The organism is Leptolyngbya sp. GB1-A1 (assembly GCF_039962475.1).
In the GTDB taxonomy this organism is placed as follows: domain Bacteria; phylum Cyanobacteriota; class Cyanobacteriia; order Elainellales; family Elainellaceae; genus Leptolyngbya_A.
Genome location: NZ_JAMPLI010000002.1, coordinates 284,260 through 306,752 on the forward strand (window position 1 = coordinate 284,260; position 22,493 = coordinate 306,752).

Sequence of the window (22,493 nt, forward strand, 5' to 3'; positions counted from 1 at the left end):
ATGGGATACGGCTCAGCGGGCAGAGTAGCGTTGAAGCAAATTGCGCGTCTCCTTGGCAGCATCACGCATTGCTTGTTCTGGATCGGTTCGACCCGTCAGGGCAGCACTCAGGTATCGCTGAAGAATATCCGATGCCTGAGCATATTGGGCGATCGGCGGACGCAGGGCTGCACTTTCTGCTACCGCTTGCATCCGGGGGAAGTAGGGGTATTTTTCTACCACCTGCGGATCAGTGTATAGCGATCGACGGGTGGGCAGATAGCCATTTTTCAGCACCAGGTTACGCTGTGCCTCTTCGCTGGCGTAGTACTGAGCAAACCGCAATGCTTCTTCAGGGTGGGGAGAAGATTTGGCAATGCCAATCCCCCAGCCGCCCAATGCTCCGGCACTGGATTGACCCGGCGCGTGAACCATCGGCTTAAATCCAACTTTGCCTTTGATCACAGAGTCGTCAGCATTGGCGAGGGGCAGCGCGTAGGGCCAGTTCCGCATAAACACTGCCTGTCCGCTTTGAAACAATCGGCGGGCTTCTTCTTCCTGATAAGTCGTGACGCCAGGAGGGGAAATGCCCTGATCGAGCGTTGTTCTGAGGAACTGAATGGCTTTCTGCGTTTCGGGGCGATCGAGTCCCACTTCGAGGGTTTGGGGATTGACCCAGAACCCACCTGCGCCTTCCAGCACCTCGACAAACATCGCAGCGAGTCCTTCATACTGCCGTCCCTGCCAGACGTAGCCCCAGTCTGCACCCTGCGACTGCTGAATTTGCTTGGAAATATTGATCAGGTCTTCAAAGGTTTCGGGGGGCTGTGCGCCTGCTGCCTGCAACAGGTCTTCCCGGTAATAAAGCAACCCGGAGTCGGTGCGGTAGGGCATTCGGTAAAGTCTTCCCTGGTAGCGGCTCCCTTCCACGGTCTCGGGAATAAAGTCTTTCAGCTCGGATTCTGGAATGCGATCGGTCAAATCCACTAGCCAGCCCGCAGCAGCGAATTTAGGTAGCCAGACGACATCCATAATCACGGCATCATAAGGCGAGCTACCCAGCAAGAAAGAGGATGTGTACAAATCCTCGACCAGATTCGTGGCGTTCGGACCTTCGATCACATCGACTTTGATATCGGGATTTTGGGCTTCAAATGCCTCAATAATGTGTTGCTCCTGTGCCACGTCCAGTGCAGTCATCAGCATTGCGATGTGAACTGGCTGCTGCGACAGTGCCATCACACTGTAGAAAATCACGCCTAGACAAACGACGATCGCCGTAGCAAGAAATCGCCAGCGACGCAGCAACCAGCGATTAAAAGAGTGATGCAGGTTGTGAGTTGAAGAATCAGTACTCATGGGTTATAAAAGTTTGAATTATCGATCAATGCTAGGGTCACGGGGCTAAACAGTTAAGTAAGAAACTAAACAAAACAGGTTTGCCATTGTTCGCTGACAGTTCGCACAAAAACAACGAGATCGAACAGTTCGAGAGAAAAGAGATTTACAGAGAGATTTACAGAACGAGGAACAAAGCACAGAAAGCAAAAGACCCGGCTGGAGTTTGCCTCCGCCTTGCGCTTATGACCCTGAACTTCTCGATTGCTAGACTGTGAAGCTTGCTCTATGTCTGAGGAGAATTCAGAGAAGACAACGCTGACTACCCTTTGTTTTAGTCATCTTGTCCATGCAATCATTGGACAAAAGAGTGCTAATAAAGAAGCAAGCCCTTTTTTCCACCGTTTCGTAATTCCTGAAACACAAATGTTTGCAAAGAGAATTGCAGGATTGTTTTCAGAAATACAAACCTCACCTGACTTTTAGATCTATCAAGCTCTGCGGCGCGATCGCCTCTGCTATTGGATATAGCAATACATTAAGAAAAGTAAATCCTTTATGTATTACGTATCTTGAATATTTGCTTTGTTTCTATCCCAAGATAGATATCTCGGAATAACCTTAGTCGGAATTTATAAGAAGAGTCCATTGTGTAACGAACTCCGTCAGCTTAGATTTGTAATTGTTTAGCTAGCTCTTTTCTTGGCTCTGCAATCTGCAGGTAATCGGATTTTTCCTATTACGAATAGTGGGATTACTCGATTGTCTTTCGCTAAATCCTTTAAAGCTTATACCGTTAATCGAATCCCCTTCTTTTTCTAGGGCTTAACTTCTGGGGCTTAACGTTGTTTCTTGCTCTAAGTTTTTTGCTCTCAGGCGACGGACACCCAATCGATCGCGTTCCTCAGCAAACTACTGCAATCGGTACACTCGTGCCTCAAAAGGACGCAGCGTGAGTTGGCGAATCTCCTCGCTCCCCTCTACCTCATCGTTGTTCATTCCATAGTTGCTAATTAATAGTTCCTGGCTGTCAAAGGATACTTCGTCTGGCAGGGTAAGAACGGGCGTGTCTTGGGTGAAATTCAGCAAAACCAGCAAACGCTCGTCCTTCAGGGTTCGCGTGAACGCATAAACTTGCTCATGCGATTCCAGGATAAGGTCATACGTGCCGTAAACGATGACCGGATGAGCTTTGCGTAACCGGATGAGCTGCTGGTAGTAGGCAAAGATCGAGTTTGGGTCAGTCAGTGCTTGTTGAACATTGATCTCGCGGTAGTTGGGGTTGACCTTGAGCCAGGGAGTGCCAGTGGTGAATCCAGCGTACAGGGTGCCGTCCCATTGCATCGGTGTGCGTGAGTTGTCACGGCTTCTGGCATAAATAATTTCCATTGCAGCATCGGGAGCAATGCCTTTTTCCTCCACCAACTCGTGATAGACCGTGCGCGTCTCAATGTCCTGGTAATCCTCGATCGACTCAAACCTGACGTTGGTCATCCCGATCTCTTCGCCCTGATAGACATAGGGCGTGCCATGCAGCAGATGCAGAAACGTGGCGAGCAATTTGGCTGACTCAACCCGGTACTGACTATCATCCCCAAACCGAGAGACTGCCCGTGGGGTGTCGTGGTTCGTGAGGTACTGGCTATTCCAGCCCTTCCTTTCCAAATCCTTTTGCCACCGTGTCATCACTTGCTTGAGATTGTGTAGTCGCCACGGCTGAACGCTCCGGTGCGGTAAGGCACTGTTGGGGTCTTCGTCGATGACCATGTGCTCGAACTGGAACAGCATATTGAGATGCCCCGTCTCCTCATGGGTGAGTGCAATGCCGTGCTCGGTGGTCAGCATCGGTGTCTCGCCGACGGTGACAATATCGTAGTGAGATAGCACTTCCTGCTTCATTTCACTCAGAAACTCGTGAAGACGCGGTCCGTTGACGAAATACTGTCCGCCAAATTGGTAGCGATCGCTCGTCACTACAGGAGCATCCGGCAAGCCAGGGACTTTCGAGATCACATTGATGACATCCATGCGAAAGCCGTCGATGCCTTTCCGCAGCCACCAGTGCATCATGGTATAAATCTCGGCACGCAGCTTCGGATTCTCCCAATTGAGATCGGGCTGCTTGCGAGAGAACAGGTGCAGGTAATACTCATCGGTTGCCTCGTCGTACTGCCAGGCTGACCCACCGAAAAAGGACGCCCAGTTATTGGGTTCGCGACCCTCCTTACCCGATCGCCAAATATAGTAATCCCGATACGGATTGTCCTTGGATTTGCGCGCTTCGACAAACCAGGAATGCTCGTCGGAGGTATGGTTAACCACCAGGTCCATCATTAGCTTGATGCCGCGATCGTGCAATCCTGCGAGCAGCTCCTCCCAATCGGACAGGGTGCCAAACTCGTTGTTGATGTCGTAATAGTCGCTGATGTCGTAACCATTGTCATCGTTAGGGGATTGATAAACGGGACAGAGCCAGACCACGTCAACACCGAGCTTTTGCACGTAGTCTAACTTCTCGATGATCCCCCGGAGATCGCCAACCCCGTCGCCATTACTGTCCTTAAAGCTGCGCGGATAGATTTGATAGACGACGCTTTCTTTCCACCATCTCTTCTGCATCTCAGGAACTCTCCTGCTCGTCAAGATCGCAAATCCTGGACAACTTAACATACTGATATTGCGTATGAAATCGCACCGCAGAGAGCAATATTGCCTGGATTCATCCCTGCATTTTGTTCCAAAACAAATCAATCAGGCATCCTACAACAACAAATCCCCTGGCTGCCCAGAATCGATCGGCAGACAGGGGATTATTAACAGAACGAGGAACCGCCGCGGAATAGAGGAAACCTACACCGTTGCCGCCGGATCGTTGGTGGAGCTTGAAGGGTTGGAAGCAGTATTGGCAGGTGTTCCCGTCGAGGAAGCCATCTTTGCTTGCGAGTTCTGAGCCAGCAGCAGACGCGAAAGTCCGGTGGAAATAATGCTTGCGCCGACGGCAGTTCCCAAGAGCCAGGGTGCGTTGAAGGGCCACTGGAACCAGACGATTGCTCCCAGTGCTAGAGTCACAAGTGCATTGCCCAGCACCGAAGTCCAGCCTTCTTGGGGACGTACACGGAATGCCAGAATCAGCTCAAACGTGCCTTCCGTTAGCAGGAAGCTACCCAGCAGCAGAGTCAGCGTAATCGTACCGCCGAACGGATTCACAAACAGCATGATCCCTGTGCCGATGTACAGGATGCTCAGCAGCAATTTCCAGATAAAGCCGCCCTGCTGGCGAGTCTGGAATGCGTTAAAGAGTTTGGTGGCTCCCGAAGAAATCAGAATCAGGGAGATCCAGGTTTCTGCGACCAGCGTTGAAACACGCGGCAGAATAATGGCAATTAGACCCAGCGCGATCAGCAGAATTGCGCTCCAAAGCTGGCTATTCCTCGAACTCCGGTTCATGTCCGGCGAAACACTCGTGGTCATAAAATTTTCCTTCAAGCTTGATTGACTGCTCTTCACAAGGCTAGAGAATTTTTCAAGCTTCTGTTAGCTCCTAAAGACAGACCCCCAAAGGAGTAGAAAGTTAAGCTGCGCGATGTTTTTGCATCGAAGAATAGTCATTTCGATCGCCCTATCGAACTGCAAATCTTCCACCTGTGATGTTGGACAGCCGATCGCTTCGGGCACTCTACAGGAGAACGTTTCCTGCTGGAAGAAAACGCTTCACGCGATCGAATATGCTGCCTGATGCTATGTCAAATTTCCGCTCTCCGCGTCAACTGTTACTGTACCTGGTTCACCGACACCCTGTTCTGATCCTGCTTAATATTGGGCTGGGATTTTCGGGTGCGCTGTTTAACGGGGTCAGTACCGCTCTGATCATGCCCGTTCTGCTCAGCTTTCTGGGACAGCCGATCGCACTGGAGGGCGAAGTGCCCGTTCTGCGAATGCTGCTGTCTCCATTTCAAATCGATGGTCGTCCTCGTATCGCGCTGCTCGCGGGGGCAATTATCCTGCTGCTGCTGCTCAAAAACCTGGCGGGCTATGGCAATGCGCTGGTTGCCGGAAGCCTGAAGCGCATCCTCACCAATGATTTGCGAGAGCAGGGACTGCGGCTTTTGCTGGAAGTTGACCTTGATTTTTTTAGCCGCACGGGAATTGGCGATATTGTGAATCGGCTCAATAACGAAGTCTCTCGTGCCGCAGGCGCAATTAGCAGCATTACGCGATCGGTCACAGTTGTCATTACGGTGCTGGTGTTTGTGGGATTGCTGGTGTCACTGTCCTGGCAGTTAACGCTGGCTTCAACCGCGCTGTTAGCGATCGTTGTGCTAGTGAATCAGTCGAGCATTCATCAAGCAAAGCAGTTTGGCAAGCAGCTTTCGGATACGTCAAAGCAATATTCGACCAGTGTTTTAGAACTGCTGTCTGGAATGCGGCTCGTTCGCACCACTGCCACCGAACCCGCCGCCTATGAAAAAATGATTCGTTTAATTCGCGATCGAGAGCAGGCAGAGTTCCGAACGCAGGCAGTTTCTGCCCTGATTGAGCCTGTGAACGAAATGGCGGGCGTAATTGCACTGCTGCTAATTGTGGCGATCGGGCGTACCTTTCTGGCAGCGCAGCTCGAGGCATTCTCTGCGGTATTGCTCACCTATCTTTTTTTGCTGTTTCGGACGTTGCCCCTGATTGGTCAGCTTAATAACGCTCGCAGTCAGTTTGCAAGTATTGCCCCCAGTTTGGAAATTGCCAGCGAGTTTCTCCGTCGTGATAATAAACCATTTATGCAAAACGGAACGCTGCCGTTCCAAACTTTGCAAACCGGAATTCAGCTTCGCAATCTTTCGTTTATCTATCCAGGACGACAAAAATACGTTCTTCACGATATCAACCTTGATTTACCCTGTCGGACGACGCTGGCGATCGTGGGAGCATCAGGGGCAGGAAAATCGACCTTAGTGGATTTATTGCCGCGACTCTACGACCCCAGCGAGGGCTGCATTTTGCTAGACGGGCAAGACCTGCGCGAATTTGACTATCAATCGCTGCGGCGGGCAATGGGTATTGTGAGCCAGGAGACGTTTTTGTTTAACGCTTCGGTGCGAGACAACATTGCCTACGGCTGTCCGGCTGCAACCGATGATGAAATTATTGCTGCGGCAAAACAGGCAAACGCCGAAGAATTTATTCTGCAATTGCCGCACGGGTTTGAAACGGTGATTGGCGATCGGGGCGTAATGCTCTCTGGGGGGCAACGACAGCGCATTGCCATTGCCAGAGCACTGCTCCAAAATCCGCCGATTCTAATTCTAGATGAAGCGACCAGTGCCCTTGATACCGTTTCTGAAAAACTGGTGCAGGAAGCGATCGATCGACTCAGCCGCGACCGAACCACGATTATCATTGCCCATCGGCTGTCTACCGTGCAAAAGGCGGATCAAATTGCGGTTTTAGAACAGGGCAAACTGGTCGAACTGGGCACTCATCAATCGTTGCTGGCAGAACAGGGTCACTATGCTCGGCTCTGTCAAATGCAGTTTACCGAGCAATTTGCCCAGCAGTTTGCAGAACTCTCGCAGCCCAACCATCGCAAACGAACGGCGAATTTCTCTTATCACATCCGATCGCTGCTCAACATTGTGATTGGTTCGTTAGGGCTGATTGTGCATGAAGTCGTCCAGTATCCCGAAGAACAACAGGAATACACCGAAACGGCTTATCGGTCAGCTCTGGATCTAGTCAAGCAACTTGAAGCGATCGAGGAACACTCATGAATCGACACTATCTTTTCTTTACGCGCAACACACTGCCTCAACCCAGAGCCGATCTGGTGCAGGTGGCAAACTGTGCCAATGCTGCCGCAAATCTGGGCTATGCTGCTGTTCTCACTTACCTGAAGCCCCAGATCAGTTCGCCGATCGATTGGCTACTGCCCTTTCGTCCACAGATTCCTGATGGGGAGCTGACCCGGTTTTACAATTTGCACCGCAGGCTAAAAGTTGCCGGATTGCCGATTCCCGATCGCTTCAAAGGTCAGTCGAAATGGACGCATCCGAGTACGATCGTTTCAAAATATTATTTCCCGTTTCATATTCGTTCCCGTGTTCAGATTGTTCATAGCCGCGACTGGAATTTTATCAAAGCTGCCGTTCAAAATAGGATTCCTGCAATTTATGAGCATCATCACCACGAGCAGAAACAGTTTGAACCGGAAATCGTCCATCATCCGATGTTTCAGCTTGCGGTCACGGTTGCCGATCCAGTACGGGAAAGCATGATCGCTCAAGGAATGCCGCCAGATAAAGTAATTCAACTTCACAACGGATTTAACCAGTCTTTTGCCACCCGACAACCCGATGCAGCGGCACAATGGCGACAGCAGCTTTTAGGCGATTGCACTTCTCTGGCAGTCTATTCTGGCGGGCTGAATGCGTTTAAGGGCGTAGATCTGCTGCTGGAGGTCGCAAAGGAGATGCCCCAGGTTAGGTTTGCGTTTGCGGGCGGGTCTGAGGCAAAAGTGCAAAGCTATCAGCAGCGATCGATCGAGCTGGGACTGCAAAACGTGACTTTTCTGGGCTATGTGCTGCACGACCAGCTTGCCAGCCTGCTTCAAGCCGCTGATGTCCTGCTGCATCCCCATCGATCGGGCGAAGAAGCTTCCTTCACCTCTCCGCTCAAGTTTTTTGACTATTTAGCCTCCGGTACGCCGATCGTCGCGACTGAGATTCCCCCGCTGCGATTGTTTCAATTGGCTGGCATCATCGCAGGCTGGTGTGCGCCCGACTGTCCCTTTGCGCTGGTCAACTGCATTGCTCATACGCTGGCAGTCTATCCCCGGAAGCTCGAAGGCTATGCCCACAGCATTAACTTTGTGCAGCAATTTTCCTGGGAGAACCGGATTGAGAAAATTCTCAGCCATGTGGATAAGGCGTTTCAGCCCAACTTGCTGAGCTAGTTGCCTTACTGCGCCACAAATCCAGAGGCTTCCGGGGAGTAGGTTCCAAAACGGGAGCCGTCTGCATTGTAAAGTTCGATCGGCACTTTAGCCGTTTCGCTGATGGCAGCAAGCGATCGCAGCAGATTGTTCACCTGAGTGGTGATCACTGCCTGCATCGAACCGCTCTGAGTGGAAGTCATCACGCGCTCGGTCGCCTGGTCGTAGCTGCGGGTAATCTGCACCCGAATTGCCTGCGGCGCGAAGGAATAGGTGCAAAGTGGAACCATCCCGGCACAGGTACGATCGAGATCTGGCTGGACAGCCTGCATTGCCGTGAGACGGGCGGCATTCTTTTCTGCTTGAGTCATTGCTGCGGTGTAGGACTGAAGCGTAGACTGCACCTGCATCGAGTAAACGCTCCCTTGAGGAATCCGCTGAAGATTGGTAACTGCCTGCTGCCATATCGTTTTTGCTTCGATCCACTGGTTTTGCTGCTCCAGGCTGCGGGCTTGCTCTGCCAACTGATTGGCTTGACGCAGGGCATTTTCGGCGATCGTCTCTTGCCCTTGGCGCTGGTTGGCTTCCTGCAAGCGCGGCTGATACAGTGCGAGAAGCTGCTCGGCTTCAGCATACGCTGCCGTTCCCTGCGGAATTTGATCGAGAACCTTCACAGCTGCCTGCCATGCGGCGTAAGACTGCTGCCAATCCTGAGCAGATTTTGCAATGCCTGCCTGTGCCTCTGCCACTTCTGCCGTTCTACGAGCTGCATTCACCCGCTCCTGGGCGTTCTGCTCGGTCGCGACCCGCTGATTGATGCCATTTAAACTGGTCTCATATTCCTGAAGCCTGCGCTGTGCCAGGTCGTAGACAGGACTATCCGGCGGAATTTTTTGCAGAGCGGCGATCGCATCCCGCCAGAGCCACTGGATCTCACGCCACTGCGCCAGCGGATGCGGCGGATTCAGGCTTTTCTGGGCTGCTGCGTTTGCCTTCTCAAGCGCGTTCACAATCTGGGCAACTCGGCTGGCTCTGGCTTCGCTCACCTTCATAATTTGCTGAGCAGACTCGTAGTGCGGCGACCAAAACGGAATCGGGCTCAGCAGCGCATTAACTTCCCGAAGTTGATTATGGGCATCCACGATCGCCAGGGCAGACTCAGTGGTTTGGATCGTATTCAGTGCCCGATCGCTGATTTGCTGTGCCTGCTCAACCGGTAGACAGCCTCCAATCACACAGGGACGAGTCAGTGCGTAAATGCCTGTCACAACGCCAAACACTCCCACAGTGCCTGCAAAAATCCAGGCAGAAATCGACATCCGCCTTAGAAACGATTGCCGATCGCTCCACGCTTCTAGCTCTAACACTTCCGAGAAAGAGAGGCCTTTGGTTTCAGGGCTTGTCTCGGCAGCGGCCCGGTTCGGGGCTGGGTCGTTTACCGCCGCAAAATCTGGTGACGTGGAATTTGGGCTAACAATTGAGCTAACAATTGGACTAACAACTTGTGCAGAACTTTGAGATTGATAATTTTCATCGATATAATTCTCAGCTCTATCATCAACCGCATTCCGCGAGATATTTTCCTGAGAAACGTTCTCCTGAATTACTTCTTCTTGGAAAAGATCATCTTGAGGAATATCTTCCTGCAAGATATCTTCTTGGGAAATATCTTCTTGAATTTCTGATTCGATCGCAGAAGGCGTATCCGCTTGCGGCAAAGCAGTGTCTTCTATAAAGGCAACGGTTGCAGAAGAATCGATCGAGTACGGCTCTGCTGTCTCTGGTATCGCAATGGTTTCTGGAGCAATCTCTGGTTCCTGGTGTTCTAGTCTCCCTAATTGTTCAGACAAACTATCTGATAGTGTCTCTGGTCTGTCGGTCGATGGAGTAATAAACTCATCAGAGAATTCGTCTGCAAATAAATTAGTTGCTTGATCATTTGCTTGATCGATTGATAAAGCAGCGATCGATTCAGTTGGTAATTCTAAAGATTGCTCAGCAAATTGATTCTCGTTCTCCTCGTCGATCGTTTGCGCTCTGTCCTGCGGCTCATCCGCCTTGTCAGGCAAACGAGGCTCAAAGGCTTCTGTTTCTACTAATCTCGCTTCTGGAAGTGCAGGCTCAGCAGCTTGCAAAACCACAGGCTCGATCGGCTCTGGTACTAATGGCTCTGGTGCTAATGGCTCTGGTACTAAGGAAAACTCCTCAGACAAGGCGACAGATGATTCCAATTCCTGGAGTTCTGTTTCGGTCAGCTCATCTACAGATGCCTCAACCGGAGATTCTAAAATTAATTCTGAGACTGATTCAGAAATAGGTTCCGCAATCGGTTCTGAGATTGGTCCAGAGATAGGTTCCGAAATTAATTCTGAGATGGGTTCAACAAGACTTGATCGATCGGATTCCAGTTCCACCCCAAATTCAGACTGTAGAAATTCGGTCTCGGCTGCAAATTCAGCGTTTTCAGATATGTACTCAGATGCGTTAACGGTATCAGGTTTAATTTCGGTTACTTCATCCAAGAACGGTTCGTCAAGATCTTCACAAATTGCAGTATCCTGCTGTAAATCCGTAGCGATATTAGCAATATTAGAACTATCAAGATCAGGATGAGTGAACTCGATCGCTGCATAAGTTTGTTCGCTTCCTGCCGCTTCAGATTGTCGATCGCTTTCTATATCATCCGCTGCAATAATTTCCTGTGGTTCACTCGCTGAAGGAACTGCTGCGACAGGTTCGATCGATATCAATTCTTGATCTGCAACTAACTCGACTTCAGCAACCTCTGCTCCAGGCGGTATCGTGGAAACCGTAACCTCGGCATCAGGCTCAACTTCAGTGCTATTAACTTCGGCAGGTTCCACTGAGACAGGTTCGACTGAGACAGGCTCGACTGAGACAGGTTCGACTAAGCCAGCTTCAATCGCTTGAGGGACAGTGTCAACAAAATCGTCTTCAATCGATCCGATCGCGACAGGTTCGGTTGCAACAGCTTCAATCGTTTCGATCGGGACAGGTTCTACATCAACAAAATCGATCTCTATCAATTCAACTGAAACAGGTTCAGTCGCTTCAGCTTCAACGTCAACTAAATGGGCTTCAGTCGCCTCAGGTTCAGCTTCGAGTTCAACATGGGCTGACCCAACTTCAATCAATTCGATCGCAGCCAGCCCAACCAATTCCGCAGAGGTAACCTTTACTGAATCCACTTCGACAGATTCAATCTCAGCAGACTCGATCGCGACAGATTCTACCTCGGGTTCTGACCCAGCCTCAACTTCGGGTACAATCTCAACTTCGGGTACAGCCTCAACTGCTTTAACCTCGGATTTAACTTCGGGTACAGCCTCAACTGCTGCTGCGATTAATCGTTCGATCGGTTCATTGCTTGAGATCGCAGGTTCGGGAGCTGCTTCACCCACGGCAGTCGTTGCTTCCCCTGATGCATTGACGGGTGCGGCTTCTGCTGCCAATCCTTCCTCGATTACTGAGTCAGAAGACCTGCTTTGCACAGTAGACGGCTCAACAAAGGCAGAAATCTGCTGGATGCCGCGATCGTTCTCGGTAGCGATCGACCTTCCCTGATCGACTGAGATCAAACTGACCGAAAACGTATGAAACTGATAAGGTTGCTGGTGCCCTGCAATCCGAAGAAACAGCCGCACAGGTAAGTTGGTTCCTTGAATCGCTGCAAAAGACGGGTCTTGAACGTGCTCTGCCGTATTTTTCCGAACGATCGCTTCAAGCTCTACAAAGACCTGCTGGGGGCTTGGCTCAACATGCAGCAGATGTTCGATCAAAATAAACAGCGTTCTCTGCCGAATCGCACAGCGTACCTGAAGCTGAGACGCCATGATTTGAGCTTGAAGCACTGGCTGAAGCGACTGCGCCAACTTTTCCAGGTCAGGCGATTCCTGAAGCAGATTGGTCTGACCCCTTTGAGCTTTCTTTTTGGAGAACGGATACCTGAGCATAATGATAATGATTTCGCAAAATAGTATTGCAAACCGGACGATTGCAGGACTGTAATGGAGGATTCATTCCAGTATCGCCTGTGAAGGTGGGTGGGTGACAGGGGGTAGAGGGGCGGATGGGGAATGAAGAGATGAAGAAATAGGGCTGGGGAGGGGTTTTGTAGTTCGTTTGGAGGTAAGTGGGGAAGTTGGTCGTTTAACGGGGTTTGTGGAGTGTGCAGGGAGGAATTAAGTTAAAGGGGAAGGGGATTGAAACGGCTTAGTTGGATTGAGTCTTATAAGATTAGTGGATCGATCGCCGATCGATCGTTAGAATAAGGGAAGGTTCTACTGCAACGTTGGTGACTGCCAATAATGTTTTATGATCTATGCTTTTTGAATAAGGGAGCCGAAGAGTTCCAGTGGCAGTAGACCGGGCTTGTACTCGGAAACTTTAAACTGGGCGAGTAGTTCCCACCTGGTTTATACCAGGTCAAAAACTGAGGTAAGACGGCGTTGCGGGGAACTGTTATAAGTTTTTATTCCCTTGTCTGTATAGATGAGGGAATTTTACTATTTGCGTTTGCACTTCCAAACATCCTTCTCCTCAAAGATCCTTTAACAAAAAGTCAAGCTCCAACAAAAAGTCCCTTGATCGCAGATGCCAATCAAGGGACGATGAGACTCAGAACCTTCTACCGTTTAGCTCTTGTTAGCGCAACTATTTAGCTCCGTCCGGTGAGATAGGAAGGCGAGTAGCCTGACCAGGACTGTTTCACCAGATCCTCTTCTGCCTTCACACTACCAATGTAGTTTCCGGCAGGTAGTGACGGATACCGCTTGTACGGAACCACGTCTTCACCGAAGTAGCGGCTGTACTCTGCGCTGTTAACCATTGTGTCTACCGCAGCCCGTAGACCCTGATCCGCCAGAATCTTGTTGTACTCGCGGATCTCAGCCTGGGTTGCCGGAGCGCGTCCCAGCAGGTGACGGAACAGGAACTCAATCACCTTCGTATTGGGGTACGGGGTGTAGAAGCGGCGTACATAGATGTCCGAGCTAGCCAGAGACTTGACAAACTCGCGCACCGAGATTTCACCGTTCTTCAGCCTGCTTTCCAGGTCAGAGCGACGGATTTCGGACGGCACCTGACCGCTAAACACATCCATCACCTGCACATAGAGCGCGTTGATTACCAGTTCCTTCTCAGAGCCGCTAGTTTCTGGGTTCAGGCGGAAGATGCGGGAGGGTTTACGGCGAGCCGTTCCTACGCCCACTTCGACGGATTGACCGTTGCCGTTGCTAAACGATCGACCCAGTTCCACAAATCTCGGTTTGCTGAGGTCGGGCTGGCGCGCCTGCTTCTCCAGATCAGCCATCGCCTTGCTCATCAGCGGCATCTTTGTGATGTCCATCCGAGTCTTCACTGGCTCAAAGCTAGGCACAACCAGATCATCATTTTGCTTGGTGAGCTGGTTATAAAGCTTCTGCGTGTTCGGGAAGTTGGCGGCAGGCAGTGACGGGAAGCGGCGGTACGGAACCGTGTCTTCGCCGAAGTTTTCTGCGTATTCTGGGCTATTGGTCATCGAGCGAATGAACGCAGCCAGACCTTCCGAAGCCAGGATCTTGTTGTACTTGCGAATCTCGACTTGATCGATCGGGGCACGTCCGAGGAAGTGCTTGGTTCCCAGTTCGATCACCTTCGTATTCGGGTACGGCGCGTAGAACTCTTTAATGTATAGCCGAGACATACCGAGAGCTTCGATAAACTCCTTCAGGTTAATCTCGCCGTTGGTCAGCTTGCTTTCCAGTGCCGTGAACTCATTTTGTGCGATGTACGGTTCGATATCGCGCTCAAAAATCTGGCGGTAGGCTGCCCGGATCACGGTGTTTGTCGCAGTCGGATCAAGGGTGGTGAGCTTAAAGGTCTTGGTTTGCTCACGCCGCTTGCTGACCCCCTGGCTGACGCGGAACTGCACGTCGGGTTCGGTACGAGTTTCCTTCACCGCACCCATTTCGACAAACTTCGGCGTTTCTTCAACGTCAATCCGCGTTGCTTTGTCGCTGATGCTGCCCACCCGGTTGGTTCGTAGTGCCAGACCGCCCGGAGTCAGATACCGCTCGTAGGGAATAGTATCTTCGCCAAACGCCTTGTTGTACTCTTCACTGTCGATAATCGCGTCGATCAGGGCATAGAAGCCTTTCTTCGCGCACAGATCAAAGTAGCTGTTGATTTCCTGACGACCGTAGGTGGGGCGACCCAGCAAACGACGGTGGATGTATTCCACAGACTTGGTGACATACAGCGAAGTCCAGTAGAGCTTGCGGAACAGATCCGACTTCGCTAACTGACGGATAAACTCCCGCACCGTAATCTCGCCGTTCTCCAGCTTGATTTCTGAAACTTTCAACCGCTGTCCTTCATAGACATCGCGCCCAAAGACTTGCAGATAAGCCGCTTTGATCACCTTCTGGGTCGAGCTTTCCGAGAACTTGGTACTGATGCCCTGAGTGTTGCTGCCCTTCTTCGCAAAGGTTCCGGTGTAGCTGGGAATTTGATCCAGCTTGAACACCTTGGGACCCAGCGTTCCCGGAGCGATGCCTTGCGCCCTCGGATTGCTCACCTGGTTGTTGATGCCCGGACCGCGATTGATCAGAATCCGGCGGGTGTCTTTACCAAATGGAGCAGGGCTGGTGCTGGGGTTACGGGTCTCTTTCGGGAAGATCGCACCGAACTGAATTTCCAGCGGATCGTTGCCGGAGCCGTAAACGTGCTGGTCGGGCAGGGGTTGGTTGTACCGCGCAAAGGTTGTGAGGAACTGCGGAACCTTGCGGAAGGGTGCGCTGTAGTTAAACAGGTCTTGCTGCGGACCCCAGTTGCGGCACTCCTGCGCTTCCTGACCTAGACCGCGCAGATAAGGAACGGTTTCCTCACCGAAGTAATCCGAGTATTCTTGCGAATCCACCAGGGCATCCACTAGAGCAGGCAGACCACCGTTGGAGACGATCGCAAAATACTTCTGCACTTCTTCCCGCGAAGACGGACCGCGACCCAGGAAGTGACGGAATGCCAGTTCCAATGCTCGGCTATTAATGTACGGCTCGTAGAAGTTCTTGCGGTAGAGGGGCGATTTACCCAAGCGGCGGATGAACCCTTTCATCGAGATATCGCCGTTTTTCACCTGCGATTCCAGATAGGAAATGTTCAGCGAGTAAGCCCGCGTGATATCCCGCTCGAACACTTGACGATAAGCGGCTTTCACCACATCGTTCTTCTCAGTTGCCGACAATCCCGGCTTCATCGCGTATTTGGGACGACGCTCTGCCGCGTTGAAGTAGATTTGCGGCAGTTCCAAACCCTGTTGATCGCCCGACGGACGCTGACGCACCTTGTTAGAAGGCGTAGGGGCTTTGAATTCGTTAATCAATACATCGAAGTACTGAGTCACGATCGCCAAACCCGCCTCATCCTGACGCAGATAGCCTAGTGCAGCCGCTTTCATTTCTTGCAGTGCCACCAGGGTTGCTTCGCCGGAACAGGCGTTTTCGATAATTTCTCGCAGACCACGGGTGTTGACCGCAATGATATTGGGATCACCCGCGACGATCGCATAAGTCGTATAGCGCAGGAACCAGCTCATGTCCCGCAGCGACTTTTGCATATTGCGCGGACCGTAGCGAGCCACGTTAATCGGACGGAATCCTGCCGGGGTAGGACCGCTGCCCGATGCACTAAAGAGCGATCGAATTCCTTCGAGGAAACCACCACCGCTCGACACATAGGTTGCGGTTCCCAGCTTCATGGCTTCTTTGGTATCCAGTGCTGTACCGCCCATGGTCATCATGACGGGCACTTCTTCCGTAGGCTTTTCGAGAAACGCCATCGGAGAGCCACCCACAAAAATTCGGTTGGCAGCGCGAGAGACAATCAGCTCCGAGTTTTGGGTCAGGATTTGTGCAATTTCTAGCCGCTTCAAACCAGAGTTGAAGTAGCCGGAAAGCTCATTTAGCTCTGCCCGTCCCGGAAAACGGTCTTGCTGCTCAGCTTGAGAAATGGTTGCGACAGGTACGGTTTGATATAGCTGCGGACGCGCAACAGAGCTTCCACCACTCGCCTTAACACTCATTGGATTTCAAAAGCTCCCTTATATAGTGATTGCATTTAGACCTGCCCCTAAGTGCCGCTCATGAAATATCGCTTGACTGTGTTCACGGTTTACGGGTTCACAGCGTCCACGACCTCCAATAAAGCTCACCAGAACGACTGCCCAGGGTCAACTGGCTAAGTATTAAATTAGAACGTTTCGGGGTTCCACATGAAATTATTAAGAACCATGTAGAGAACCGAAGAGTGCCACACAGAAAATCATAGGGGATCGAGGCAGCATACCTGAGGATGTGTATAAGTTTTGTTACTTTCTCATCACGAGTATTTAGACCCCCATCGCTGTCCCCCTTTTCGATACACTCAAATTTGCTGCCCTCTCACCCCTGCAACTCCTGAGGCTATGTCTGATTCTGCAATTTCCGCTGCTGTTGCCAAACTCTACGACACTTACCCTTTTCCACCGGAACCCCTGCTGGATGAGCCGCCCCCTGGCTACAACTGGCGATGGAACTGGCTCGCTGCCTACAACTTTTGCACCGGACAGAAGCCTTCCCGGCAGGATGTTCGCATTCTGGATGCGGGCTGTGGCTCAGGTGTAGGAACCGAGTATTTGGTGCATCTTAATTCCGAAGCGCAAGTCACTGGAATTGATCTCAGTGCCGGAACTCTCGCTGTCGCCCAGGAGCGATGTCAGCGGAGCGGCGCGAGTCGAGTTCAGTTTCATCACCTGAGTCTTTATGATGTAGGGCAGCTTTCGGGCGAATTTGACTTTATTAATTGCGTTGGCGTTCTGCATCACCTGCCTGACCCAATTCGCGGCATTCAAGCTTTGGCAAAAAAGCTGGCTCCGGGTGGCATTATGCACATTTTTGTTTATGGAGAATTAGGACGCTGGGAAATTAAGCTGATGCAGCAGGCGATCGCCCTCCTTCAGGGAGACCAGCGCGGCAACTATCAAGACGGCGTTCAGGTTGGACGCAAAATCTTGAGTGCATTGCCAGAAAACAACCGTTTGGTGAAGCGAGAGCAAGAACGCTGGTCGCTGGAAAACCAGAAGGACGAATGCTTTGCAGATATGTACGTTCACCCTCAGGAGATTGATTACAACATCGATACATTATTTGAACTGATCGACGCTTCGGGGCTAGAGTTTATTGGTTTCTCAAATCCTCGTGTCTGGCAGCTCGATCGCCTTCTTCACAAAGCCCCAGATTTACTTGATCGTGCCGCCCACCTTAGTGATCGCCAGCGGTATCGCCTGATCGAACTGCTCGACCCGGAAACCATTACCCACTACGAATTTTTCCTCGGACGCGAGCCGCTTCCGAAACCGGACTGGTCGGACGACGAAACGCTGCTGTCTGCCATGCCCGATCGCAGCCCTTGTATGGACGGGTGGGATAGTCGCTGTCTATTTAACTACGACTACCAGATTGTGAACCTGAGCGAAGCCGAATGGCAGTTTCTCAAAGCCGCAGACGGCAATCAGACGCGATCGGTTCGAGAAATTCTACAAACTGTAGATTTAGATTTGGCTGGGGTGCGATCGCTCCAGTCCCAGCAGCTAATTTTACTTTCCCCTGCACAATAATTCTGCAATGTTCGGTTTGCCTTGCTTCTCTTAGTCGGTCGCGGCAGAATAAAAGTATTGCGGCTCATAACCTGAATTGATTGCTAAAGTCAATCAGTTTGGGACTTATCTGCCTGTAATTTTCTGCCTGTAATTTCTATTGCTGTCTCGAATGATTCTGGCTCAGTCTGCTTCGGTTTCCTCTTCTGGCTCCCTGCCTGCTCTGTTTGATTTGGCGATCGTGGGGGGCGGCATTGTCGGTTTAACTCTGGCTTGTGCCCTCAAAGACACGGGCTTAAAGATTGCCCTGATTGAGGCAAAGCCGCGTGACGCAGGACTCCAGTTTCATCGGGCATACGCGATTACATTAATGTCTGGCAAGATCTTTGCAGGGCTGGGCATCTGGGACGAGATTCTGCCGCAGATTACCACCTTTCAGCAGATTTCCCTTGCCGATGAGCATTATCCTGCGGTTGTAAGGTTGCAGCCTGAGGACCTGGGCACCGATGAACTGGGCTACGTGGGCGAACATCATGTGATTGTGCAGGCATTGCTGAATCGGCTGGAAGGCGCAGAGTCAATCACCTGGATTTGTCCGGCGGAAGTGCAGCAGGCGGATTATCAGACTGATCGCGTCACGCTCACGCTCTCGATTGCAGGAGAGCTTCAGACGGTGCAAACACGCCTCCTGGTCGCCGCAGATGGTTCTCGATCGCCTCTCCGTGAAGCCGCAGGCATTCAGACCCAAGGTTGGCAATACTGGCAGTCCTGTATTACGGCGGTAATTCGTCCTGAGAAATCTCACGGCAACATCGCGCGCGAGCATTTCTGGGCAAGTGGTCCGTTTGCGACCCTGCCTCTGCCGGAGAATCGCTGTCAGATTGTCTTAACTGCTCCCCATGCGGAAGCTAAAAAATGGCTGGAAGTCGAAGAATCTGAGTTTCTGGCAGAGCTGGAGCGTCGATATGATGGGCAATTGGGCAAGATTGAATTGCTGGGCGATCGACTCCTGTTTCCGGTGAAGCTGATGCAGAGCGATCGATATACCTTGTCTCGGCTGGCACTGGTGGGCGACGCGGCTCACTGCTGTCATCCCGTGGGCGGACAGGGCATGAATCTGGGCATTCGCGATGCGGCGGCACTGGCACAGGTGATCAAAACGGCCTATCAGCGCGGCGAGGATGTAGGCAGTCTCAAAGTTCTGCGGCGATATGAACGCTGGCGCAAATTTGAAAATCTAATGATTCTTGGGTTCACCGATTTTCTCGATCGCTTTTTCTCGAATACTGTGCTGCCGATCGTGCTGGTGCGGCGGTTAGGTTTACACGTAATGGGAGCAATCCGCCCGCTGCGATTTCTCGCACTGAAGCTAATGACGGGGATGAGCGGAAAATCTCCGGCTGTTGCTCTGTCTCATCAGGCTCAATCCCTTGAAGAGCGAAAAGAGACGGAGCCGCTGCTTCCTAGCCCTTCCTGAGGTCGATTGCCAAAGGGTGAATTGCTTTGCCGATCGCCTCAATCATTCCTCAATCATTAATTTATTTATCATTGTCATTTGTTATATGTGATGCCGTGCTTTAAGTTTTCTTCACAAATCGGGTAATATTGGACGAAGCACGATTAAGGAGTGAACGATGACTATAAAAATCAGTTCTAAGGCACTGGCAATCGTGTTTGCTATCAGTGCAGGAAGTTTTGCCCCTGTTGCGGCAATGGCTCAGTCCACAAATTCTCAGCCCTCCGCTCCCGCAACTGCAACGCAAGCTTCTAATACGATCGTGGGTGTAGCGGCTGCCAATCCTAATTTCAGTACCCTGGTTCAAGCGGTGCAGGCAGCAGGATTAGTTCAAACCCTATCTGGACCCGGACCTCTTACCGTCTTTGCGCCAACCAATGAGGCGTTTGCTGCCCTTCCTCCTGGTGTGCTCCAGGCATTGCTTGAGCCGCAAAACCGGGATTTGCTAACGCAGATTCTTACCTACCATGTGGTTTCGGGTGAGCTACCTACCAGCCAGATTCGTAGTGGTTCAGTGGATAGTCTCAACGGCCCACTCAATATTCAGGCTGCATCTTCTGGCGTTACGGTGAATAACGCAACGGTGACGACTCCTGATGTAGAAGCCAGCAATGGCGTGATTCATGCGATCGATGAAGTTCTCGTTCCACAATCGATTGCCTCTCAGTTGAGCGACCGCCTTCAAACTGCCGGAACCCCTGGAACCACCAGAACTCAGACTGCTGGAAGCACTGGCACAATGGGAACTACTGGAACCACGGGAACCACGGGAACCACGGGAACCACCGGAGTTACCGGAGTTACCGGAACGACCAGAACCCAAACCAGCGGCACGACCGGAACCACCGGTGTTACGGGGACAACTGGAGTTACCGGAACGACCAGAACCCAAACTAGTGGCACAACGGGAACGACTGGCGTTACGGGGACAACTGGCACCACGGGAACCGTCAGAACTCAAACGACTGAGACCACGGGAACCGTCAGAACCCAAACCACTGGCACGACCGGAACCGTCAGAACCCAAACCACTGGTACCACCGGAACCACCAGAGCAACGACTACCCAGACTCCTGCCCCTGTTCGAGGACTGTGGTAAAAAGTTCTGCGATCGCAACATTAACGATTTCAGCTTTTGCTAAAGTCGGCGATCGTTTCTGGTGAGCGGTCTATCCACCGCTTTGCTTTTTAATGAGAGTGATTTAGGAGTCACGACATGCTTCCCTTGAAGATGCCTGTGGCTCCTTTTTTGGCGTTGCTGAATCGGGATATGAAGGGTGCAAATTTAGCTTCTGCATCGCCCCCTAAATCCCCCAATACTGAGGGACTTTGAATTCTGGTTCCCCCAACTTTGAGGGGCTAGGGGGGCGTATCATACGCTTATTCAGCAACGCCAGAAATCGCTTTGCAGTTATTGCTTAGGCTTCGCCCTTCCAGTGCGATCGGGCAGGCTCCGTTATGCTGAGCAGCTTACCGCGTGAAATGACATACCGGACGGCAGCACGGCGGCGAATTGCATCATAGCGGCTGTCAGCCTCCAGCACGATCAGGTTTGCCGGTTTGCCTACCTCAATGCCGTACTGGTCTTCAACGTGCAGCGTTTTTGCCCCGTGCCACGTCACCATGTTGTAACAGGCATTCATTTCTTCGGTTCCGGTCATCTGACAGACGTGCAGAGCCATACTTGCCACATCCAGCATATTTCCTGTACCGAGCGAATACCACGGATCGCAGATGCAGTCATGTCCGAGGCTGACGTTTTGCCCCTGCTGCCACAATTCCTTTACCCGCGTCACGCCGCGCCGTTTGGGGTAGGTGTCAGTGCGTCCCTGAAGCGTAATGTTAATCAGCGGATTGGCAATAAAGTTAACCGATGTGCGCTGAAGAAAGCCCATTAGCTTAAACGCATAGGCATTGTTGTAGGAATGAAACGCAGTGGTGTGGCTAGCGGTCACCCGCGACCCCATGCCCGATCGAATTGCGTTTGCCACAATCACTTCCAAAAAACGAGACTGATCATCGTCAATCTCATCGCAATGCACGTCAATCAGCCGATCGTACTGCTGCGCTAATTCAAAAATTCGATCAATCGATCGCACGCCATCCTCGCGGGTCAGCTCGTAGTGTGGGATACCCCCGACCACATCAACGCCCAGCTTCAAGGCTTCTTCCATCAACGCCTCATTGTCTGGACTGCCGTAAATTCCGTCCTGCGGAAAAGCGACCACCTGAAGCGTCATCCAATCCTTTACCAGATCGCGCACTTCTAGCAAGCCCTTCAGCGCAACCAGATTTTTCTCGCTGACATCCGCATGAGAACGAACAAAGAGAACGCCCTGCATTGCCTGCTGCTTCAGGGTTTCGATCGCCCGCTGCTTTACATCTTCGATCGTCAAATTCTGCTTGCGCTCTCGCCAGATTTCAATGCCTTCAAACAGGGTTCCGGTTTGGTTCCAGCGCGGTTCTCCAACAGTCAATGCAGAATCTAAGTGAATGTGCGACTCCACAAAAGGCGGACTGACGATCTGTTCCTGCAAATCTAGCTCAAGCTGCGCGGCATGGTTCAGCTGAGGCGTGATCGCCACAATCTGACCCTGATCGATCGCAATATCGGCAATTTCGGCCAGTGCATTTTGCCGCAGAATTTTGCCCCGACGCAACAGCAAATCACAAGCAGGTACAGACATAGACTTTCACCCGAAATGATGGGAATGGAAATGGGTCAATCACCTGATGAGCATAGCAATTTGTCAGCGACGATCGCAGAAGTTTAGGCTACCGTTAATCAGGGCTTCAACGTTTCACCGTTGTTGCAGATGAGAATTGTTGCGGATGAGAATGCGTGATTGCCGGGTTTGGCGAACTGGAACCCGATCGGCATCAACAATTTCGACTTCATGCAGTGGCATCCCCAAAACCTTCGCAGCTCAAGCTCGGAGCGACGAAAGCTTTAATTTGCTTAATCACCAATTCCTGAAACCACAAAGTTTGCTGATGAATCATTGAGCTGTTATGATAGGGAAGGTTCGAGGGCATGTAGCTCAGTGGATAGAGCATCAGATTCCGGTTCTGAGGGTCGGGGGTTCGAGTCCCTCCATGCTCGTAGA

At 51.5% G+C, this 22,493-nt stretch carries 13 protein-coding genes, 1 tRNA gene and 1 other RNA gene; 9 read left to right on the forward strand and 6 right to left on the reverse strand.

Annotation, left to right across the window (positions count from 1 at the left end):
• Positions 1–12: 12 nt before the first annotated feature.
• Positions 13–1,338 (reverse strand): ABC transporter substrate-binding protein, encoded by a 1,326-nt coding sequence (locus NDI45_RS03195; protein WP_348246264.1) that lies wholly within the window; start codon positions 1,336–1,338, stop codon positions 13–15.
• A 267-nt stretch (positions 1,339–1,605) separates the two neighbouring features.
• Here NDI45_RS03195 and NDI45_RS03200 point away from each other — a divergent pair, with 267 nt between their 5' ends.
• A complete protein-coding gene (locus NDI45_RS03200; RefSeq protein ID WP_348246266.1) occupies positions 1,606–1,803 on the forward strand; it encodes a hypothetical protein in 198 nt (65 codons plus the stop codon).
• Between the two features lie 426 nt (positions 1,804–2,229).
• Here NDI45_RS03200 and NDI45_RS03205 read toward each other — a convergent pair whose 3' ends face one another.
• Both NDI45_RS03205 and NDI45_RS03210 read right to left on the reverse strand, forming a co-directional pair.
• Positions 2,230–3,936: an alpha-glucosidase gene (locus tag NDI45_RS03205; protein WP_348246268.1), complete on the reverse strand. Its 1,707-nt coding sequence runs from the start codon at positions 3,934–3,936 to the stop codon at positions 2,230–2,232.
• A gap of 231 nt (positions 3,937–4,167) precedes the next feature.
• Positions 4,168–4,788 carry a DUF308 domain-containing protein gene (locus NDI45_RS03210; RefSeq protein ID WP_190792787.1) on the reverse strand — a complete coding sequence of 207 codons (621 nt, stop codon included), beginning with the start codon at positions 4,786–4,788 and terminating at the stop codon, positions 4,168–4,170.
• 112 nt (positions 4,789–4,900) lie between these two features.
• On the opposite strand from NDI45_RS03210, the gene NDI45_RS03215 reads away from it, so the two are divergent.
• The 3 genes from NDI45_RS03215 to NDI45_RS03225 are packed head-to-tail and all read left to right on the forward strand — an operon-like array spanning position 4,901 to position 8,260.
• Positions 4,901–5,053 (forward strand): hypothetical protein, encoded by a 153-nt coding sequence (locus tag NDI45_RS03215; protein WP_348246270.1) that lies wholly within the window; start codon positions 4,901–4,903, stop codon positions 5,051–5,053.
• Positions 5,054–5,057: 4 nt separating this feature from the next.
• The gene (locus NDI45_RS03220; protein WP_348246272.1) at positions 5,058–7,079 is read left to right on the forward strand and encodes an ABC transporter ATP-binding protein; all 2,022 of its coding nucleotides are present in this window, start codon (positions 5,058–5,060) and stop codon (positions 7,077–7,079) included.
• Positions 7,076–8,260 (forward strand): glycosyltransferase, encoded by a 1,185-nt coding sequence (locus NDI45_RS03225; protein WP_348246274.1) that lies wholly within the window; start codon positions 7,076–7,078, stop codon positions 8,258–8,260. Before NDI45_RS03220 ends, NDI45_RS03225 begins: the two co-directional genes overlap by 4 nt.
• 5 nt (positions 8,261–8,265) lie before the next feature.
• On the opposite strand, the gene NDI45_RS03230 is transcribed toward NDI45_RS03225, so the two are convergent.
• Positions 8,266–12,213 (reverse strand): hypothetical protein, encoded by a 3,948-nt coding sequence (locus NDI45_RS03230; RefSeq protein ID WP_190792785.1) that lies wholly within the window; start codon positions 12,211–12,213, stop codon positions 8,266–8,268.
• A 324-nt stretch (positions 12,214–12,537) separates the two neighbouring features.
• On the opposite strand from NDI45_RS03230, the gene ssrS reads away from it, so the two are divergent.
• Positions 12,538–12,720: non-coding RNA, 6S RNA (gene ssrS, locus NDI45_RS03235), on the forward strand.
• A gap of 197 nt (positions 12,721–12,917) precedes the next feature.
• Here the strand turns inward: ssrS and NDI45_RS03240 are convergent.
• Positions 12,918–16,319, reverse strand: coding sequence for a phycobilisome rod-core linker polypeptide (locus tag NDI45_RS03240; protein WP_348246276.1), 3,402 nt, complete (start codon positions 16,317–16,319; stop codon positions 12,918–12,920).
• A 381-nt stretch (positions 16,320–16,700) separates the two neighbouring features.
• On the opposite strand from NDI45_RS03240, the gene NDI45_RS03245 reads away from it, so the two are divergent.
• From NDI45_RS03245 to NDI45_RS03255, 3 genes are all read left to right on the forward strand, one after another.
• Positions 16,701–17,891, forward strand: a complete 1,191-nt coding sequence (locus tag NDI45_RS03245; RefSeq protein ID WP_348246278.1) for a class I SAM-dependent methyltransferase — start codon at positions 16,701–16,703, stop codon at positions 17,889–17,891.
• A 151-nt stretch (positions 17,892–18,042) separates the two neighbouring features.
• The gene (locus tag NDI45_RS03250) at positions 18,043–19,347 is read left to right on the forward strand and encodes an FAD-dependent hydroxylase (RefSeq protein ID WP_348246415.1); all 1,305 of its coding nucleotides are present in this window, start codon (positions 18,043–18,045) and stop codon (positions 19,345–19,347) included.
• A 157-nt stretch (positions 19,348–19,504) separates the two neighbouring features.
• Positions 19,505–20,485, forward strand: a complete 981-nt coding sequence (locus tag NDI45_RS03255) for a fasciclin domain-containing protein (RefSeq protein WP_348246280.1) — start codon at positions 19,505–19,507, stop codon at positions 20,483–20,485.
• 319 nt (positions 20,486–20,804) lie between these two features.
• Here NDI45_RS03255 and codA read toward each other — a convergent pair whose 3' ends face one another.
• Positions 20,805–22,073 (reverse strand): cytosine deaminase, encoded by a 1,269-nt coding sequence (gene codA, locus NDI45_RS03260; protein ID WP_348246282.1) that lies wholly within the window; start codon positions 22,071–22,073, stop codon positions 20,805–20,807.
• Positions 22,074–22,416: 343 nt separating this feature from the next.
• Here codA and NDI45_RS03265 point away from each other — a divergent pair.
• Positions 22,417–22,489 (forward strand) — tRNA-Arg (locus tag NDI45_RS03265).
• Positions 22,490–22,493: the final 4 nt, after the last annotated feature.

Coding starts and splice junctions, on each gene's coding strand:
- NDI45_RS03255 (WP_348246280.1), top strand. CDS start 19,505: ATGACTATAAAAATCAGTTCTAAGGCACTGGCAATCGTGTTTGCTATC.
- NDI45_RS03195 (WP_348246264.1), bottom strand. CDS start 1,338: ATGAGTACTGATTCTTCAACTCACAACCTGCATCACTCTTTTAATCGC.
- NDI45_RS03240 (WP_348246276.1), bottom strand. CDS start 16,319: ATGAGTGTTAAGGCGAGTGGTGGAAGCTCTGTTGCGCGTCCGCAGCTA.
- NDI45_RS03250 (WP_348246415.1), top strand. CDS start 18,043: ATGATTCTGGCTCAGTCTGCTTCGGTTTCCTCTTCTGGCTCCCTGCCT.
- NDI45_RS03225 (WP_348246274.1), top strand. CDS start 7,076: ATGAATCGACACTATCTTTTCTTTACGCGCAACACACTGCCTCAACCC.
- NDI45_RS03205 (WP_348246268.1), bottom strand. CDS start 3,936: ATGCAGAAGAGATGGTGGAAAGAAAGCGTCGTCTATCAAATCTATCCG.
- NDI45_RS03245 (WP_348246278.1), top strand. CDS start 16,701: ATGTCTGATTCTGCAATTTCCGCTGCTGTTGCCAAACTCTACGACACT.
- codA (WP_348246282.1), bottom strand. CDS start 22,073: ATGTCTGTACCTGCTTGTGATTTGCTGTTGCGTCGGGGCAAAATTCTG.
- NDI45_RS03230 (WP_190792785.1), bottom strand. CDS start 12,213: ATGCTCAGGTATCCGTTCTCCAAAAAGAAAGCTCAAAGGGGTCAGACC.
- NDI45_RS03215 (WP_348246270.1), top strand. CDS start 4,901: ATGTTTTTGCATCGAAGAATAGTCATTTCGATCGCCCTATCGAACTGC.
- NDI45_RS03210 (WP_190792787.1), bottom strand. CDS start 4,788: ATGACCACGAGTGTTTCGCCGGACATGAACCGGAGTTCGAGGAATAGC.
- NDI45_RS03220 (WP_348246272.1), top strand. CDS start 5,058: ATGTCAAATTTCCGCTCTCCGCGTCAACTGTTACTGTACCTGGTTCAC.
- NDI45_RS03200 (WP_348246266.1), top strand. CDS start 1,606: ATGTCTGAGGAGAATTCAGAGAAGACAACGCTGACTACCCTTTGTTTT.